The 18894-nt window shown below is 69.5% G+C and carries 14 protein-coding genes; 6 read left to right on the top strand and 8 right to left on the bottom strand.

Annotated elements, in window-relative coordinates; genetic code table 11:
- Positions 1-36 precede the first annotated feature (36 nt).
- The 7 genes from K1J60_RS19945 to K1J60_RS19915 all read right to left on the bottom strand — a co-directional run bounded on the left by K1J60_RS19945 (position 37) and on the right by K1J60_RS19915 (position 9436).
- A complete protein-coding gene (locus K1J60_RS19945) occupies positions 37-666 on the bottom strand; it encodes a hypothetical protein (protein WP_220647391.1) in 630 nt (209 codons plus the stop codon).
- A 46-nt stretch (positions 667-712) separates the two neighbouring features.
- Positions 713-2968, bottom strand: a complete 2256-nt coding sequence (locus K1J60_RS19940; RefSeq protein WP_220647390.1) for an ECF transporter S component — start codon at positions 2966-2968, stop codon at positions 713-715.
- Between the two features lie 58 nt (positions 2969-3026).
- On the bottom strand, positions 3027-3545 hold the full coding sequence (locus K1J60_RS19935; protein ID WP_220647389.1) for a hypothetical protein: 519 nt from the start codon (positions 3543-3545) through the stop codon (positions 3027-3029).
- A gap of 259 nt (positions 3546-3804) precedes the next feature.
- Positions 3805-6804, bottom strand: a complete 3000-nt coding sequence (locus tag K1J60_RS19930; RefSeq protein ID WP_259407805.1) for an ATP-binding protein — start codon at positions 6802-6804, stop codon at positions 3805-3807.
- A gap of 63 nt (positions 6805-6867) precedes the next feature.
- On the bottom strand, positions 6868-7350 hold the full coding sequence (locus K1J60_RS19925) for a hypothetical protein (RefSeq protein ID WP_220647388.1): 483 nt from the start codon (positions 7348-7350) through the stop codon (positions 6868-6870).
- A gap of 41 nt (positions 7351-7391) precedes the next feature.
- The gene (locus K1J60_RS19920) at positions 7392-7673 is read right to left on the bottom strand and encodes a TrbC/VirB2 family protein (RefSeq protein WP_220647387.1); all 282 of its coding nucleotides are present in this window, start codon (positions 7671-7673) and stop codon (positions 7392-7394) included.
- Positions 7674-7732: 59 nt separating this feature from the next.
- A complete protein-coding gene (locus tag K1J60_RS19915) occupies positions 7733-9436 on the bottom strand; it encodes a conjugal transfer protein (protein WP_220647386.1) in 1704 nt (567 codons plus the stop codon).
- 323 nt (positions 9437-9759) lie between these two features.
- Between K1J60_RS19915 and K1J60_RS19910 the strand changes: the two genes are divergently transcribed.
- From K1J60_RS19910 to K1J60_RS19885, 6 genes are all read left to right on the top strand, one after another.
- Entirely contained in the window at positions 9760-10308 is a 549-nt protein-coding gene (locus tag K1J60_RS19910; protein ID WP_220647385.1) for a hypothetical protein, read from the top strand.
- A gap of 143 nt (positions 10309-10451) precedes the next feature.
- Positions 10452-10814, top strand: a complete 363-nt coding sequence (locus tag K1J60_RS19905) for a DUF4913 domain-containing protein (protein ID WP_220647384.1) — start codon at positions 10452-10454, stop codon at positions 10812-10814.
- A 150-nt stretch (positions 10815-10964) separates the two neighbouring features.
- Positions 10965-11636: a hypothetical protein gene (locus K1J60_RS19900; RefSeq protein WP_220647383.1), complete on the top strand. Its 672-nt coding sequence runs from the start codon at positions 10965-10967 to the stop codon at positions 11634-11636.
- 7 nt (positions 11637-11643) lie between these two features.
- On the top strand, positions 11644-13749 hold the full coding sequence (locus K1J60_RS19895; protein ID WP_220647382.1) for a peptidoglycan DD-metalloendopeptidase family protein: 2106 nt from the start codon (positions 11644-11646) through the stop codon (positions 13747-13749).
- Positions 13750-13834: 85 nt separating this feature from the next.
- The gene (locus K1J60_RS19890; protein ID WP_220647381.1) at positions 13835-15241 is read left to right on the top strand and encodes an outer membrane protein assembly factor BamB family protein; all 1407 of its coding nucleotides are present in this window, start codon (positions 13835-13837) and stop codon (positions 15239-15241) included.
- A 51-nt stretch (positions 15242-15292) separates the two neighbouring features.
- Complete coding sequence (locus tag K1J60_RS19885; protein ID WP_220647380.1) at positions 15293-17023, top strand: type IV secretory system conjugative DNA transfer family protein; 1731 nt, start codon at positions 15293-15295, stop codon at positions 17021-17023.
- Between the two features lie 88 nt (positions 17024-17111).
- Here the strand turns inward: K1J60_RS19885 and K1J60_RS19880 are convergent, their stop codons facing one another.
- Positions 17112-18890 carry a glycosyltransferase family 4 protein gene (locus K1J60_RS19880; protein ID WP_220647379.1) on the bottom strand — a complete coding sequence of 593 codons (1779 nt, stop codon included), beginning with the start codon at positions 18888-18890 and terminating at the stop codon, positions 17112-17114.
- Positions 18891-18894 lie beyond the last annotated feature (4 nt).

The raw sequence follows: 18894 nt of genomic DNA, 5'->3' as shown, positions 1-18894 counted from the left end.
GTCTGTTGCCTTCCTCGTCTTCCGGACGGCTCCGGTTCACCCGTGCCGTGCCTGCCGCTCCGCGTCCACGTGCGCTGGGTCGTGGCAGGCCAGCACGATCCTCGCATCGGCCGGGACCGGGCCGTGCGGGGTGACCGCGCCGAGCGTCATCCGCAGCTCGACGAGGGGTGCGTGGGGCGGGAGGAAGCGCCACACTGCCACTCGGTGGGGGTCTTGGTGCTCCGTGCGCCAGCGTGCGTCGGGCCAGGGCTGTGGGCCGGGCAGTTCCGGGAAGTCCGGGCTGTCCCACGTGCTGTGGTGGGTCGGGTTGCCCAGGTAGCCGCGCAGCGCGTCGAAGTGGGCCTGCCAGCGGATCTCAGAGAGATCCGTGACCTGGTCGTTCTCGGACAGGTCCCGGGACCGGGCTGCCCACAGCGTGTACTCGGCGCGGGTCACGGGGAGGGTCGGGCCGGGTGAGACGAGGTGCAGGCGGCTGCCCAGCGAGGTGCGGACGCGCAGGCCGGACTGGAACCACAGGGGGTGCCAGCCGAAGCCCGCGCACCAGTGCGCGCGCTTCTCCGCGTCCGCGGGGACGCCCGCCCACACCGTGGGCCAGTCCACGCCGGTGAGCCGCTGCATCTCCCCGACCAACTGGTCGGGGGTGCGGTCGGCGGTCAAGGCGGGCATGCTGGCTCCTCGGAGTGGATGGTGTGCCGGGGGAGGACAGGGGCGGCTAGACGCGACCGCTCGGGTCACGCGGGTCCCGTGGGGTCGGGCGCGGTGAGGGCGGAGTCGGATCCGCCGGAGCGACCCGGCGCGGTGCCGGTTCCGGCTCAGGCTCCTTGCGCGGTGCCGGTGCCGGTGCCGGTGCCGGTGCCGTGGGCGCGGGGCTCGGCGCGGGCCTGGGCGACGGCTGCTGGGTCTGCGCGCCGCTCGAACCGCTGACGCGGCCGCTGCGCCTGGAGCCGGCGGAATCCTGCCCCTCCGGCTCCTGTTCCGGCTCCGGCTCCGGCTGGGGTGACGGCGTGTTGGTGTTGTTCGCCGCGCGGGCTGCTGCCCTGTCCGCTCGGGCGGCGCGTGCGTCCTCCTTCGCCCAGTAGGCGGACTGGTTCTGCTCGCGCTTGGACTGGCCGAGCCAGCCCTTTTCCTGCATCTTGCCGCGCCCCTTGCCCTTGAAGATGGCGCGGTCCACCGCCCAGGCCGTGCCCTTGGCTGCCGTGCCCGCGACTCTCCCGCTGGTCTTGGGGGCATTCAGCATGGACTTCTCGCCCTTGGCGACGATCTTGTCGCTACCCCCGCTCGCCGCCTCCCGGATACCCAGCGCGTCACCGCCGCCGCCCGCGAACTCGGGGCTGAAGTTCCCGGCGAGCAGCTTCTTCAGCATCATGACCACGGCAGCAGTGACCAGGACCAGCATCAACAGCTGCGTACCCAAAGCGATCTGGGCCGGAAGGATCATCTGGTACAGGACGAGCAGGAGCGTCAAGATCACTCCGAACCCTGCACGCAGCACGAAGCTGTGAACGAACGTCTCCAACCAGCCCTTGAGCAGTTTCTGCTGTGAAGGATGGATACCGAGTGTGGCAACCAGGGGAAGCATGATGATCAAGATCAGCGTGACCGCGTGCCAGAGCAAGGTGAGCGCGCTGAGGACGAGGACCATGACGCCGACGATGAAGGCGGCGACGAGGGAGTAGAAAGCGATACCCACGCGGTCGGTGGCGTTCTTGCCCGTCCAGTCGTCAAAGGCCACCGGGTAGATGCTCTTGTCCGGAGCGTCTTCGCTGACGGCTATGTTTTTTCGAATTCCTTGCCACTCCACGAATTTGTCGACCTTGCCTCGTGTCGGGTCGACGTTGGTCGTGGACTGGGTGACGGCCTGACGTACACGAAGATCCGCACAGCGAGGGCTGCCAGGTGCTCCCCAATAGCAGTCGTACTTCGTGACGGGGCTGTCAGGGATAAGAGTGGTCGGGACTGTCTCCGGGCAGACGTCCTTCACGGAGTTCGATCCGTCCCTGTTGTTCCTGAAGATGCATGTGTTGCCGGGTTCTCCGAACTGTCCCAGCGCCCAGGGGCGGAACGCCAGTGTGTCGTACATCGCGCAACTGGAGAGGCGAAGTCCTACCGCTCCTCTGTTGTCGTCGAGGTCGCACGGGGGCTGGGGCTCACCTGACACGCCGGACAACACTGTCGAGGTGAGCGTGGAATTGGCCTCTGCGATCCATTTGTCGGCACCTGACACGAACTTGTCGTAGTTGGTGTCGTACAGAACGGCCATGACCGCGATCGTGGTCAACGCGGTCCAGGAGATCCCGGCCCAGACCTCCCGCATGTCGCCCTTGCGCCACTTGGAGAACACCCAGAGACCGACCAGCACGATCATCACCGGGACCGCGGGCCTGAGAACGTGGGTCTTGAGCGTCGTGACGGCGCTGTCACGCCCCGCGTAGAGGCCGGCGAACGGGCTCGGGTTGGAGGCCATCTCCTTGACCGAGATGGAGAACCGGGTCAGGACCTTGGTGCCGTAGAAGACCGCGTTCGCGATGCCGTTGTTGACATAGGCCATGACTTCACAGTCATCCGCCCCGCTGCCGTATTCACCGTTGCTCTGAGCGGCGTTGCCCTTGCCCTTGAACGTCATGGACCAGTTGAGGCCCCGCATCCCGTTCAACTCGTACAAGGTGTACTTGCTCGCATCCTTCGACTGCACCGTGTAGTCGTCCGGTACCAAACCTTTTTCGCTCTTGAGGTCACTGAATGGCGAGGAGCCCCACTGAAGGACCGCGGGTATGAACCCTTCGCCGTTACTGCCGGGAGAGTCCTTGTGGTAGCTCTCGTCCCCCGTGAAGTCGCAGGCGAAGTCCGCGGACGCGGATTTAGGAGCGGCCAGAGTGAGGGCGATCAGCGCCAGCACCAGAAAGAGGCCGGCGCGGACGGCTGCGCCGACATTTCGGATGCGACGGCTCAGCGCGTGACGCGGGGGCATCGAAAGTCCTATCGGAGACGGATGAGGTCAACGGCGAAAGCGGTGGGTTCTGTGGCCGTCAGACAAGCGGGATGTAGTTGCTCATGACGCATCCGTCGGCGAGTCCGTCGATCTTCTTGTAGCCGCTGGGAGTGGTGAAGCCCGGCTGGCAGCTCAGAAACATCATCTTGCTGGGGGCCAGTGCCTGGCCCGTCTCGTCACTCACCGGGGCTACGGCGAAGTCCTGACCGATCACCCACTGCTTTTCGGCTTTTGCGCTCTGATCCTGGAACTTTTGCATGTCATTGAGGAGGAACAGCGTGATGTCGTCGCCGTTCTCGTCGAAGCAGTGGGCACGTTCCTTGATGCCCCACGCCGGATCCCTGGCTTCGTCCCGCATGTAGTCCCAGTCCGCAGGGTCGTCCTCCAGGTCTTGACAGGCTGCATGCTCGTTGATAAGGGAGGCAAGGGAGGCCATGTCCGAGGCGGAGGGGAGTCCGAGGTCCGCCAGGGGGTCGTCTTCGCCGCCGCATCCGGTGAGGAAGACCAGCGCGGTGAGGGCGGCCGTGCCTGCCGTGAGTGCTCGCTTGATTCGCATCAGTCTGCCTACCGGTCCAATGGGTCGAAGAGATGGGTCGTCGGCACTCGGCCGCTCGCCAGTGAAGTCTGCGAGCGATGGCTCTCGGGAGGTCGGAAGCTCGGGTGGTGGCCCTGAGCGTCCTTCACCGTCCCAGTGCTCGGGTCGTCTGCTCCCCGCGAACCGGTGGCGCGCAGGGCAACCGACGTGGCGGCCAGGGTGGAGGTTCTGGTCGACAACATAGGCACGGTCTCCTCGGCGGACGGTGGTTCGGGGCGGGTCACGCGACCGACGGTTCCGGCGCGGCCGACCGCGTCGTCGTCGCCGGGTCCTCCGCCGCCTCCTGCAGGAACGTCCAGTCCCAGACGCTCAGCGGCGGGTTGACACCCTGGCGGGCCGGGCGGGTCGTGCCGTTGGTGTCCGTGGCCGCGAGGATCTCCTTGAAGACCAGGTCGACGGCGACCGTGCCGACGCGCTTGTCGGCGTCGCGCTGAAGGCAGACACCGGTGCGGAGTTCCTGGAGGGCGTTGACGACCTTCTGGTCGTCCTCCGGGCGGCCGAGCAGCGGGGCCACCAGGGACGCCTCCTGCGCGGACTTCTGCTTGAACGCGAAGACCGTGTGGATCTGGTTGGCACCACCGCTGCGGGCCTCGGAGTCCTCGATCTGGACGAGGTCGATGGCCTGCTGGGTGATCAGGACGGTCACGGCCATGTACGAGCGGCCCTGCTTCAGGGCGCGGCGCATCAGGTCGCGGCCCGACTCCGTGGCCGTGACGACGTACGCCTCGTCCACGAACAGCGCCTTCGGCCGCAGACCGATCTCGCCCGTCACGGGGTTCTTCTCGTAGCCGACGTCCAGCATCTGGCTGCCCAGCTCCACGACCGCCATCAGGGCCGTCGCCGCGAGGCGCTCCGCCGGGTTCCAGCTGCGCGGGTCCGACGCCGCGGGGGACTGGAAACCGCGCAGGGTGATGACCGTACGGCGCTTGCGCATCGCCGAGAGCGGCTTCGGCTGCTCGGAGAAGGCGAGCCGGGCGTAGGGGAGGGTGCGCAGCTCGGTGAGGAGCATCTGCGCGAGCTTCAGGTCCTTCGTGGCGTCCCGGTCGCCCGTCGCGAGGGCGTGCTCGTACGCCGTCACGACCTCGTCGACCACCTGCCACAGCGTCGGGCGGGGCACCTGCGCGTCCGCGTCGCGGGCCGTCAGGCCCTGCTCGACGGCCTGACGGATGGCCGAGTTGTAGCGGCCGACGACCGTGGCCATCGCCTCGATGACGGGCAGGCGTACGCGCTGGTAGTCCTCGTCGCCGAGGAAGCCGCGCAACATGGACTCCGCGAGAAGGCGGCCGGCCGGGACGTCACGGGCGATCACCCACGGGTCCAGCACGCCCGCCTGGCCCTTGAGGAGGTCGACGACCTCCGTCTCCGCCCAGAACTCCGGGTTCACCGGCTGGAACCGGCTCTGCGGGGTGCCGAGGAGTCCCGCCTCCGCGTCGGCGGAGAACGCCGGGTCGTTCACCTGGGAGCCGAATGCCAGGTAGTAGCAGAGCTGGGCGAAGTCGGTCTTCGGGTCGATGACCAGGCAGCGGACGCCCGACTCGGACTCCTCGTAGAACTTCTGCAGGGCCAGGGAGGACTTGCCACCACCGGACGCGCCGACGATGGCGAGGCCACCGCCGTCGTTGCGGGCCGGGCCGACGTGCAGGGAGTAGTGGACCGGCATCTTGCCCGCCCAGCCGACCAGGTTGCCGACCCAGCCGAGACGCTTTCCGGAGCGGTGCTCGGGGTTGTCGCCCAACTCCGTTCCGGCGGTGGGCAGTCCGGCACCCAGCTGCTCCACCTCCTGCAGGCGCAGGTAGGGGGCGATGGGGAGCTTCGGCGCGTCGCCCGGGAGCTGGGACTGCAGCAGACGCCACTGCTGGCGGGTCGGGCGCAGCAGGGTGACCTTGAGGTCCTGCTTGAACTGCATCTCCAGGACCCGGCGGCGGCGCTCCAGCTCCTTCACGCTCGGAGCCGAGATCGTGAAGCGGATCTGCGCCTCCATCCCCGGCATCTTGTGCTCCTCGATGTCGTCGACGAGCTCCTGGGCGCGGGTGACCTGGTGAGCCAGCTTGGTGTCGGGGCTGCGGCCGGAGTTGGCCATGTCGTTCATCTCGTCGACGAGGTTGCCGCGGATCTTGTCGGCGCGGTCTTTGAACTTCAGGTACGGGATGAGCGTGAACCGCATGTCGATCTCGACCGGGAAGTCCACGTGCTGCGCGGCGTACCGGGCCCACGCCGTCGACTGGCGGAAGCGGGTCTCCGCAGGCCAGTTGGCGGCGACCAGGGTGGTGGTGTAGCTGGTCTGCTGCTCGCCGGTGATCTCGTCGTACTGGTTCAGGACGATGTGCGTCTTGCGGTTCTCACCGGAGAAGTCGACGACGAGGTCGAAGGCGTTGGGGCCCCAGGCGCGCGAGCCGAGCACCGGCTCGGGCGGGACCGGCAGGTCGCCGTGGAGCGGTTTGCGGATCAGCCAGACCAGTTCTTCGCGGGTGAGAGGGGTGCCCCGGAGGGTCTCCAGGCTCTCGTGGACCTCGGTCGCCACCTGTGTCCACTCCGCGACGACGGAGGGCGACAGGTACTCGTCGGAGACCCCGGTCGCGGTCGCGGCCACATGGTCGGCGGCGCCCCGTACACCGCGGAGCAGGCCCGGCTCGTCGTACGGCTCGTCGTCCTCGGACATCACCCCGGAACCGCCGCTGTTGCGCTTGAGCGAGCCCAGCTTCACCAGGAGGACGTTGCGCTCCCGGTTGGCACCGATGCGCTCCTGGTACTCGGCTTTGCGCAGGTTGTAGGCCTTGTAGTTGTCGGTCGGGTCCCAGGCAATCGCGTTCAGGTCCTCCGCCCAGGTCAGCGCGGTGATCGGCTGGTACACCTTGCGGTAGTGGCACTCGACGTTGCGGTCACCGCGGGCGAGGTTGAGCAGACCACGCGGCGGACCCTCGGCCATCGCCTGGAGTTCCTGGGCGTTCAGGTACTCGTCGATGGCGTTGGGCAGGACGAGGCCGGTCCACACCGAGTCGCCGTGGACGAAGATCATGTCGTCGGCGTAGCGGTACGGCAGCCGGAGGTCCTCGCGTCGTGCCGAGGCGCCCGCCCCGGAGGACGACCTGGAACGGCTGGACGAGTTCGCCCGACTTCCGCCGCCCTGGCCAGGCTTCTTGCTCGACGTGGCGGCCATGATCATGGCGACCACGAAGAAGGCGGCCGCCCCGCCCAGAAGGATCAACATGAACATGGACATGGAGGAGTCATCCTGCGGTAGTCGGCTTGGTACGGGGGTGGATCAGCGGGGGAACCGGCCTGTTCAGCGGGGTGCCGAGAAGGCCGTACCGCGTTCGGCGGCCGCCCTGCGGGCCTCTTCGTAGCGGGTCTGCCAGCGCGGTCCTCCCGGGTTCCAGAGGATGACCTGCCAGTGCAGTTCCTCCGGCTCCTGGTCTGCGGAGAGTCCCTGCAGCCGCTTGGGCTGGAACCACCAGTCGGTCCACACCACCAGCTGCTGGCTCAGCGTGAGCGCCGAGGGCAGCGGGCGGCCCCAGACGAAGTAGACGGCGAACGGCGGCCCGAAGTAGAGGACCGACGTGAGCATCGACATGCCGAGGAAGGGGAGGAACGCGGAGAGGGTGAACAGGATGATGAGCCACACCAGCCCGAAGCCGAAGGCCGCGCCTAGCGCCGGCAGCAGCAGCCCCGGAAGGGGGATGTTGCCCCAGTTCCAGATCCGCTTCGGCCGGTTGACCAGATCGGTGTGGTCGTAGGCGACCAGTGGCTCGGGCGCGTCCTGCGCCATCGCGACCAACTCCTCCCGTTGACAGCGCTATGGACCGGCCGTCAGCTGCCGTTCCCGTTGCCGATCTGGTCGCCGAGGGAGATGAGCAGGCCGGCGAGGCCACTGGCGCCACCGATGACGAGGGCGGCGAGTGCGATCATGCCGAAGCCCTGGAAGGCCTCGCGCATGCCGTCGCCTCGCTTCATCGACATCAGCATGCGGATGCCGAGGACCAGGAGGGCGATGACGGCGACCAGAGTGCCGGCGCTGGTGAGGATGCTCTGCACCTCGCCGAACATCTCCTCCATCTTGTCGGTTCCGTCGCCTTCGGCGGCCAGGTACATGGTGGTTCCTCTCGGGTGGAAAAAAGCGAGTATGAGGGTGGGGCGGGGGCGAGGGGCGGTCAGGGCTTCTGAGGCTTGTCGTCCCCGGACGGCTTGGATGTGGCGGAGGGCGAGGCGGAGCCGGACGGGGACGCCGACGGCGCGTCGGTGTTCCCCTCCGGCGCGGTCTCCTCGTCGGAGTCGGCCCGGCCGCCCTCGGCGTCGAGCACACCGCCGCGGATGTCCTTGATGAACCAGCCCTGCGCCGTGTTCACGACGGTCATCCGGTAGGCGCGGCTCACGTTCGTGCCCTTGGGGTCGCCCCAGGTGACACTCACGCGGAGCTGCACGGCCTGGCCGTTGCCGTAGGTGTAGGAATCGGCGCCCTGGAGGCTCTTGGGTACCAGGGCGACCACGTCGTCGACCGTCGGGTCCGTCAGCCGGCCGGCCAGGCCGGCGGTGGCCACCTCGGTGGCGCCGGGAGCGGCGAAACGGGCCATGGCGGTGGAGTCCGACGCGCCCCACGCCTCGAAGTAGCCCGGCAGCACCTTCTCCTGGAGCTGTGCCGCGAGTTCGTCGTCGACGACCTCGTCGTCGCTGAGCTCGGGCACGTCCGCGCGGGCGGGCAGCGGCATCTGGCCGACGTCGCCCGCGACGCGCAGACCTTCGCCCGTCGCGAGGTCCTTCACATACACGGGCACGGTGAGCGTGGTGAGGGAGCCGTCGTCGCTACGGACCTGGATCCCGAGGTAGCGGCCGCGGTCGCCGTACTCGGGAAGCTCCTCGAGGGTCCCGTCCCAGACGGCGGACAGAGCGGTGTTGGACCCCTCCCCGCTCCAGCCGCACTCGGAGTCGACACCGGAGGAGGCGTAACGGGCCAGGTTCTCGCGGCGGTCCGCCTCCGTCTCCGGCGAGTACGTCATGCACAGCAGCGCGTACTGCTCGGCGAAGGTCGCCGCCTGCTGCGTCGGGAACTCGGTCAGGCGGTACTTGGCCGCGTCGTCGGCGTCGAGACCCGCTGTGACGGAACCCGACGACGCGCCGACCACCAGCCCCATTACTCCGCACGAACCCAGCGCGAACACACACGTGGTGATCAGCAGGGTGGCGCGCAGCGCGACGTGCGTACGGCGCCCTCCGGCGGCGGCCCGGCCGCCGGGCTTGGGGACGTCGAAGTCGCGGGCGGGGCGGGACTTGGCGGCGGTCGGGGCCGAAGCGGGCCCGGTGGCGGTGGCCGGTGCCGGGGCGGCCGAGGTGCCGGCGCGGGTTCCCAGGCTGAGGGTCTGGTTGCTGACCGCGGGTGCCTGGGGTGCCTGGGACGAGTGGGGTGCGTGGGCGAAGGCCGAGGCCGCAGGCGGGGCGGACGTGGCGGCGGGGGCGGCTGCCGTGCCGCCTTTCTTGCGCTGCTCCTTCGCCGCCTTCTTCTGCTCGTACGCGGCCTTGCGGGCCGCCCGCTCGCGCTCGCGCTTCTCCTTCTTCGACTCGCTCGCGGGACGCGTCTCACGCGGCGGCAAGGCCGGTACGGCGGCCTGCCCGGCCTGGGGCGTGTTGCGCACCCAGGCGGCGGCGACCTGGGCGCGGGCCGCGTCGGAGGGCAGCTGCTGCGGCTGCGGGTGGGAAGGCTGCGGGGCGGAGGGCTGAGCCTGGTGCGGGGCCGAGGGCTGACCGTGCCCCTGTGTCTGCCATGCCTGCTGTTGGGGCTGTTGGGGAGGACCGAAGGACCCGGGCTGGCCGGAAGGCTGGCCTCCGCCGACCGCGCCAGCAGGGCTGTTGTGGTCTGTCATCGAGTCGGTTACTCCAGCGAGTCGGTTCCCCGTCCGCCTCGGCGGGCACGACCGCACCGCACGACGGGCCCTGGCCCAGCCAGGTGCGCAGGCAGTGTGACAAAGACCTGTCACCGGACCGCCGTCGAATTCCTCGTCGGGAGACAGTGGATTCCCGCACCGGGGAAGTCCGGGAAAACGGTCGGGAAAAGTGTCAGGGACACGCCGGGACCCCGCTTGGCCGCTCCCACCCGTCCTGGGCCCACAATGCGCAGGGCACGTCGGCCGTACACACGACGTCCCCGACCGCACCTGGACCCGACGGACCCGGCGAAGGACGACAGTTGACCGACCACAACGGGCACCCGCAGCCGCCGCAGCCCGACCCGCGCGCCTGGGGTGCTCCCCAGCAGAACCCGCCGGTCCAGCAGGCACCCGCCACCGCTCCCGTCGTCGTACCGGCGCCACAGATCCACCCGGCCGACCGTGCCTGGGTCGACGGCTACGAGCCCGGCGACCCCTGGCAGGCGCGGCTCTGTGTCGAGACGCCGTACGGCACCTTCGCCTATCCCCTCACCCCCAACACGATTCCCGAACTCCTCGAGCAGATGGTCCTGGTGGCCCAGGAGCAGCAAGGCCTGCCGGTCGGTTTCGACGCCGAGTCCGAGCCCGAGTCCGAAGCCGAGGCCGAGCCCAGGACGCGCCCGGCGAAGGCTGGGGAGACCGGCGAGGACGAGCAGGACCAGCCCGCCGGACTCCACGGCGGCCGCGCCGCGCGGCTGACCGGCTGGGCCCTCGTCCATGACCTGTGGGAGCGCGAGGATCCGACGGCGCGGATCGTGATGGGCGCGATCGTCGTGGTGCTGTTGCTGCTCGGTATCGTCCTGTCCTGATCGCGTCGTCGGCGCGCGGGTGGTGCACATCAGTCGCCGCTCGGGCCCCACCCCGCTCGGGCCCCAAGGCCTCCGCCCCGGCCCGTGGCACTGACCCGTCCGCCGCCCCGGGCGCCGGAGCAGCAACCCGCAGGAGTGGAACCATGACCGGTACAGAAGCCGACGCCGAAGAGCCGGAGTTCTACTTCGCGGACGTCTATCTCTTCGTCTCCGACTACCTGGCCCAGATGGTCCGCCGTCGTGTCAACGGCTCGTCGGCGACCTGGTGTCCCAAGTGGTGGGAGCACCCCGAGGCCGGTGCCCGTCTCTCCGCGCTCTGGCTGGCGTGGGAGCACCTGCGGCAGGACCCGGCGCTCGGTATGTCGACGTGGTGGCTGCATCATGCCGACCCCCATCTCCGGGTGCTGATGGACGCCGACTCGGGCCCGTTCGCGGCCTGTTCACCCAAGGACGGGCACACGGCGTACCCGTTCGATCCCCTGCCGGTGGATCCGCGACCGGAGTGACGCCCTCGGGCTTTCCCCAAGCCCGCTCCCATTTCCCGGCCCATTCCTCGCCGGGAAATGGCGAGCCTCTCCCGCCCCCGCCTCCCCCTACCGTGTCCCGGTCAGCGCCCGACCGCCGTACCGGCACAGCACAAGGGAGTCACGGGAACCGTGGAGTTGCCTGCCGAGAACAAGCGCACGGCATTGTTGGCTCTGGCGGTGCTCGGCGCTCTGCTCGCCGCCGCGCTGACGGTGTTCATCGTTTTCGACGGAGACGACGAGGACGCGGGTGGGGGGAACACTGCATCGGCGGCACCCTCCGCGGAGAAGTCGGGTTCCGGCGGGGCTGACGCGGACTCCGGCTCGGACGAGCCGGGCGACGCCGAGGCGTCTCCCATCGTCGCCCTCTCCGAGGTGGACGAGGCCCACACCGTCATGGCGAAGTACATGGCCGGTATCAACACCTACGACTACAAGAGCAACGCCGTCGCGTGGGTGCCCCCGCTGCTGGAACTCACCACCGGCGACACCCGGATGAAGCAGTTGACCACGCTGCCCTCCGGCAAGACGTGGGCGACCTGCCAGGCGGAGCAGTGCGAGTCCAAGGGCACGGCCGTCGTCGTACGCGACGCGGTGATCTCCGACGATCTGGTGCGCGACAGCGGCCGCACCATCTCCAGCCTGGTCAAGGCGACTTCCACGGTCACCGCCGGCGGACAGTCGACCACGGAGTCCAACGAGTGGCTCGTGACCGTCCAGGAGGACGGCGGCAGGTGGGTCGTCTCCGGGTTCGACATCTTCGGCCTCGGTGACGTGGGTGCCTCCGAAGAATCGGGGGAGTGAGCCCGCCATGGTGGCACCTGCCGTACTGGCGGCCGCGGCGAAAGCCGCGAAGGTCGCCAAGACCGCCAAGGCAGCCGGCCAGTTGGCCGCCACCGCCCGCGGCTCCAAAGGCGGAGGCGGCGGGGGCAAGAAGAAGAGCACCTTCAAGTGGTGGATCTTCCTCGGCGGCGGCGGCGGGGGCCTCGCCATCGCGGGCATCTGTCTCGTCCTGCTGCTCATCGGAGGCATGATCGGCGGCGTCGGCAACGGCGCCACGAACGCCGCCTGCGGCGACTACGCCGAGAACGCCGAAGCCGGTAACACCGGCGACGCCGCGGCCACCAACCCGGTCATGCCGGCCGGCAAGATGTACATGCCGAGCGAGACCGCGCGCAACGAGATACCGCCCAAGATGATCCTCGCCTCGATGCGCGCCGCCGCCCGCTACGACGGCCTCGACTGGACGCTGATCGCCGGGCAGATGTACCAGGAGACCAAGTACGGCCAGGACCCCTCGGCCGCGCCGGGCGGTGCCAACTCCCTCGGCTACATGGGTATTTTGCAGTTCGGCAAGCCGGCCTGGACGGACTACGGGGACGACGGCAACGGCGACAAAAAAGAGGACCTGTACAACATCGACGACGCGGCGTACGCCGCCGCCAACTTCCTGCACGCGAAGAAGGCGGAGACCCAGCCGTTCAAGGCGCTGCAGATCTACTCCGGTTCGGTCGCCTCCAACACCATCTACCCGCGCGTGGTCCTCACCCAGGCCGCCCGGTACCGCGGTGCGCTCACCGGTGACAAGGACCTCATCAAGCGCTGGTACGTCCATCTGAAGGAAACCATCGAGAAGAACCCCGACTTCCCTACCCTGGGCAAGCAGTCGGACATCCCGGAGCCGGTCGGCAACGACGCCCAGCCGGACAAGGCCCTCAGTGTCGCCGCCACCTCGCCCCGGTCCTGGTCGACCCCGCCGCTGAAGGGCGAGACCGAGGACGTCGTCTCCGCCATGGCGCCGGTCGCGCACACGGTCGTGAGTGGCACGAGCGCCACGAACCTCACGCCGGTCTCCTTCCCCGACGCCAAGCCGCCCACCGCCGGCAAGGACTGGCAGTGGCCCATGAAGCGGGGCACGTACCAGATCGGCACGCCCTATCACAAGAGCGGCGGCATGTGGAGCCTCGGCTACCACACCGGTCTCGACCTGGTGGCTCGCAGCGGCACCCCGATCTACGCCCCGGCGGACGGCAAGGTCGTGGCCGCGGGTCCCGGCGGGTCGTACGGCAACATGACGAAGCTACGGCACGAGGGCGGCGTCATCACGCTCTACGCCCACCAGACCTCGTTCAACGTGTCCGTCGGCGACTCCGTCAAGCGCGGCCAGCAGATAGGAACCGTCGGCGCGACCGGCAACGTCACCGGCCCCCACCTGCACTGGGAGGTCCTCGTCCCGGGTGTCGACAACCCCTTCGTGGGGGGCCAGGACCAGGGCCCCGGCATGGTCGACCCCGAGGAGTGGCTGGCGGGACGGGTCACCGCCAACCCGGACTACGGCACGGTTCCCGGTTCCGACTCCGCCGATCCGGCCCGCGACACCACGTACGCCGACTGTGCGAAGGGCGGCAGCGGCGCGGCCGTCGCCCCCGACGGCGCCGGCGCCTCCGGTGTGCTTCCCGACTCCGACGACCCCGTGATCCGCGCGGTCCTCGGCTGGGCGCAGCGCGGCGTCGGCGTCCCGTACGTGTTCGGCGCGCCGCGGCTCCAGGGGCAGAACCCGACCAGCTTCGACTGCTCCAGCTTCACGCAGTGGGCCTACTACATGGCCAGCGGCGGGAAGATCGACATCGGCGGCACCACGTATGTGCAGGAGCCCCGCCTGGAGAAGTACGAGGTGCAGCTCTCCGAGGCACAGCCCGGTGACCTGATCTTCTTCCGGCCGGAGGGCGACAACCTGTCCGGGCACGTGGGCATCGTCTGGGACCCCAAGAGCAAGAAGATCATCCACGCCCCGCGCCCGGGCAAGAACGTCTCCTTCAGCACCTGGGACGTCCAGGACAAGATCACGGGCGTCTACCGCGTACCGATCCCGGCGGGCACCAACGCGGTCGAGGGCGACGGCAAGGCAGAGGCATAGCAGAGTTCAGGGCTCGGTGCGGGGCCCGGGATCCCGCCACGCGACCGCTCCCCATCTCCCCACCCCGTACAGAGCAAGGAAGTTGATGAAGACACGCACTGCTCTCGTCGTCGGAACCGTCCTGTCCCTGGGACTCGTGACCGGCTGTGGCGGCGGTGACGAGGACGCCGGGACCGGTACGAAGGCCAGCGGAAGCCCGAAGGCGTCCGCGTCGGCCGGCGCGGACGGCAAACCCGTCTACAAGGGGAAGCGGATCCCGGGGCTGGCGGCGAAGCCCGCCTGGGCCCTGGCCCAGAAGGACGGTGAGGAGTACTCGTGTCCGGGTGACGCCGCCTTCGACGGGCAGGACGAGAAGGGCTTCCCGACCGTCCAGGAGGGCGTCTGCCAGGTGGGGGACGCCTTCGTCCTGGTCCAGGACCGCACCGTGCCGGACGAGGAGTCCGAGACGGAGACGCCGACGGTGCACCTCGTCGCCCACTTCTTCGACGCGGCCACCGGTGAGAAGCGCAAGTCCCTCACCGTGAAGTGCGCGTACGACCCCGCACTGGAGGAGCAGCCCTCGCTCGACACCCTCGTCCAGGTGGGCGAGTGGAAGGACGGTTCCCCCGCCCTCCTGATCCGTACCTGCGAGAACACAGAGGCCAGCGGCCTGAAGGCGGCCACGCTCAAAAAGATCTACACCATGTACGACCCCAACGGCAGGGAACTGGGCAGCTCGACCCTCACCGGTGAGGGCAACAGGGACCTGCCGGTGGTCCGGGGGCACGTCGAGATGCCCGACGGCGAGGTGACCTTCGCCCCGATCGGTGGCGGCAAGGACTTCGTTCTCGAGCGATTCCTGGCCGACGAGACCATCTTCGGCACCGGCCAGGGCTATGTCGCCAAGTACGACGGGCCGTACTCCTCTCTGCGGTTGGCCGAACGCACCACGGGCGAGACCATCTGGAACACGGACGACGACGTCACCCCGCCCCGTGAACTGCGTGGCGACGGCGATGACGTCAAGGACGGCCACAAGGACCTGTTCCCGCTCCGGGGCGACCGGGCGACGCTCATGTGGACACCGCTGGGCAGCAGTGAATCGGTGATCACCACGGTCGACCTGCCGACCGGACGCACCATGGCCACGGGACCGTCCGTCGAGGTCAGCCTGGCCACGACCGACCTGGCCGAGATCGTCGTCTCGCCCGACGGCAAGACGGCCGTCTGCAACTTCGGTGAGGGCGCGCTCGCCTGGAACACCGAGACCGGCGCCGAGCTGTGGCGCCAGGAGGCGGACGAGAAGAACATCAAGCCGTTGCAGATCACGCCTGGCGGTGTCCTCTACGCGACGCTCGACGACGGCGAGACCGCCGCTCTGGCCGCGGACAGCAAGGAACTGCTCGGCATGGTCCCCGAGGGGACGGAGCTCCCCAAGGCGTTCTCCAGCAGCGGCTACGCGCTCGTCGACACCGCCGACGGCCTTTTCGCCTTCGAGGCCGAGAGGGCCTGACCGGCCGTTCCGCCAGTTTCGCCCCCACCCCCAGAAAGGACGGACCCGCGGGTGACCGCAGAACAGCAGAAGAAGCCCCGCGCCGAGGACGACTGGACGATCGAGATCGTCATCGTCGTCGCGATCGTGCTCCTGGGGGTCGTCGGCGCCTGGCTCGCGGCGAAGATCGGCGCACCGTTCGCGGACGCGCCGGCGCCCGCGTCGAACCCGCTGACGTTCCTCGTCGCCCTGATCAAGGGCGACTACAGCTGGCCGGGCTCCCCCGCCAGCGCCGTCGCCGCCGGTGAGGCCGTGCTGCTCGGCATCCTCGGGGCCGCCGCGTACCGGGTGGTCCAGCGGTTCAAGAAGAAGCACAAGGTCGACGGGGCGGCTCAACACCTCGCCAAGGGCGAGGAGTTGGGCAAGCTCACCATGAAGGGCGCGGCGGCCACGGCCGAGCGGCTCGGTGTGAAGGCGCGGACGCCCGGTGTCTTCATCGGACGGTCCGTCAAGGGCCGTCAGCCGCTGTTCGGTTCGTACGAGGACATGCACGTCGACATCTGGGGCCCGCGCACCGGCAAGACGACCCGACGGGCGGTCCCCGCCATCCTCGACGGGCCCGGCGCGGTCCTCGTCACCTCCAACAAGCGGGACATCGTGGACTCCACCCGGGGCCCCCGTTCCGCGCGAGGCCCCGTCTGGGTCTTCGACCCGCAGCAGGTCGCCGCCGAGGCGCCCACCTGGTGGTGGAACCCGCTGTCGTACGTCACCGACGTGGCCAAGGCCCGCAAGATGGCCGACCACTTCGCCAGCGGATCGCGGGACGCCAACGCCTCCACGGACGCCTTCTTCGACCCGGCGGGTCAGGACCTGCTCGCCAACCTCCTCCTCGCCGCCGCCTGCGGCAAGATGCCGATCACGCAGATCTACAGCTGGCTGTCCAACCCCAAGGACGACACCCCGGAGCGGATCCTGCGCGGCTCGGGCCACACCATGGCCGCCGACGGCCTCAACGGCGTCCTCACCGCCCCCGACAAGCAGCGCAGCGGTATCTACGGTGTCGCCCAGCAGATGGCGTCCTGCCTGATCAACCCCGAGGTCAACCGCTGGGTGACCCCGCCGGCCGACCCGAACGCGCCCGAGTTCGACCCGCACGCGTTCGTCCGCACCGCCGGCACCCTGTACTCCCTGTCCCGCGAGGGCCGCGACTCCGCCGGACCGCTGGTCACCGCGCTCACCGTCGCCGTCGTCGAGGCGGCCGAGGAGTACGCCACCACCCAGCGCGGCGGCCGCCTCCCGCTGCCCCTCGTCGGCGTCCTCGACGAGGCCGCCAACGTCTGCCGCTGGCGCACCCTGCCCGACCTGTACTCGCACTACGGCTCGCGCGGCATCATCCTCATGACCATCCTCCAGTCCTGGGCACAGGGCATCGAGGTGTGGGGCGAGCGCGGCATGGAGAAGCTGTGGTCCGCCGCGAACATCCGCGTCTACGGCGGCGGCGTCTCCGACACCCGCTTCCTGGGTGACCTCAGCGAGCTGGCCGGCGAGTACGACCAGCGCGAGTACCAGGCGAGCCGCGAGTCGGAGTTCGGCGGCTGGAGCGGCAACCGCACGGTCAGCGAGTCCGTCAGCCGCCAACGCGTCCTCGGCGTCTCCGACCTGGGCGCCATGCCCCCGGGCCGCGCCCTCGTCCTCGCCTCCGGCACCAAGCCGGTCCTCGTCGAGACCATCCCGTGGTGGGAGGGGCCGTACGCCCGCGAGGTCCAGGAGTCGCTGCGCAAGTACGACCCCGGGGCGCGGTGAGCACGGGCCCGGCGCACGCTTGAGCGGTCCGGGCAAGCATGAGGTTGAGGATGAGGCCGGGGCGGACGAACCGCCCCGGCCTCACACGTCATACCTCGATTTCGCCGCCGCGCGGCCCCGACAGATCCGGCGGTGGTTGCTGCGCACCCGCGGACCGTCCCGGTGCGCTCTCCCCGGCACCGTGCCCTGCGGCGGGCTGGCCCTGGTCCACGCCCACCTGCCACAAGGGCGTCGCACTCTCGGCGGGAGCGGCACCGCGAGGGCTCCCGGCCCCGGCCCCGGCCCCGGCCTGGGTCTGGGTCTGAGGGAGGCCGACTTGCCACAGGGGGGTCGGATTCTCGGGCGATGCGGCACCTTGGGCGTTCTCGGCCCCGGCCCCGGCCTGCTGAGCGCTCCGCGCGTTCTGTGGCAGACCCGCCTGCCACACTGGCGCCGGAGCGCCGGGTGCCTGACCCTCCTGCGCCGGCCCGTCCCGCCGCACGCCGACCCCGGGTCCCGGCTGCTCCTCCATCGCGGGCGGCGCCTGTTCCGGCGCGTCGGGCCTGAGCAACTGCCCGTTGGGCCCCTGCACCGTACGAAGCAGGTCCCGTTCCTGAGCGGTGATCAGAGTCCGGGGGTCGCGGTGCGGCAGCGGCGTCTGCTCCATCGCGGCCTGGACGGTGGCTTCGGCGGCGTGCTCCCAGGAGTACTGCTGGAGGATCTCCCGCATATGCAGCGCGCCGGCCTGCCGCGCGGGGAGGTCCTGCCGGAGCTCACGAATCGCCCGCATCCACATCTGTGCGCGGCTGCTGCCGTCCGTGGGCTCGGTCACCACGCACGGCCGGCCGATCTCCGGTGGGAACCGCTCGGGATCCTGGAGGAACTGCGCGGCCCCGCTCTCCTCGTTGACGAGAACGGGGACGCCGTGCCCCAGCCCCTCGGACGCCACCATGCCGAAGCCTTCGTGCTTCGACGGCATGATCATCGCGTGGGCGGCCCTGATGTCCTCGTTGAGTTCGTCCACGCTCGTCGTACGGGGCTTGACCGTGACGTTTCCGCCGGTGAGATCCTCAAGCCTCTCGAACTGTTCCTCAAGCTCCTCGTGGCGGATGCCACGGACGGTGAGGTGGACCCGGAGACCGGCCTCGTTCAGTTGCTTCACCGCGGTCGCGGCATCGTCCACGCCCTTGAGGGGATCCCCGACGCGTCCCATGACCAGGAGATTCAGCGTCTCCGGCGCGGGGTCGTGCTGGACCGGATCATAGATCTTGGTGCCCGGAACGAATTCGTGGGAATGCGGAACGTTCACGCCCTCCGCGGAAAGATCCCTGCTCGCCTGTGCCAGGAGCGGGCCGACCCCGGCCACGACGTCCGAACGCTCCATCAGCTCACGTTCGATCGCGGAGTCCTTGGCGGCCTTGGCCTCGGCCCTCTCGGGCGTGAGGCCCCGTACGAACGGAAGCCGCTCGGGGCTCGTGTGCAGGAAATGCACCAGGCGCGCGTCCTGGTACCAGTTCTCGCGCAGACCGGCGGCGGCCGGTCCGGAGAAGCGCGAGTGGCCGATGATGATGTCGTACGGCTGGGCCGCAGGATCTTCCAGTCCGTACTGCTGTGGGTCCCGGCCGGCGAGTTCTTCGAGCCATTCCCGCCGTTTCATCGGCCTCGGTTCGCCTCCGGCACCCGGACCCGGGTCGATCATCGGTGGCTGTGTCTGCACCGTCCTCTGTATGCCCTCGTGCGCGGGCATATCGGGATTGGCCGTGAACAGTGTGACGTTGTGCCGACGGGCGAGAGCCTCGGCCAACTCCTGGTTGAACACCTCGGCACCCCCCTCGCCTCTGCCGCTGTTGTCAGAGACGACGAGAATGTTGTAGCGCGCTTCAGACACCGTT

It is taken from the genome of Streptomyces akebiae, assembly GCF_019599145.1.
Classification (GTDB): Bacteria; Actinomycetota; Actinomycetes; order Streptomycetales; family Streptomycetaceae; genus Streptomyces; species Streptomyces akebiae.
Note: the sequence above shows the minus strand (reverse complement) of the source record. Positions and strands in the feature narration are given on the sequence as shown.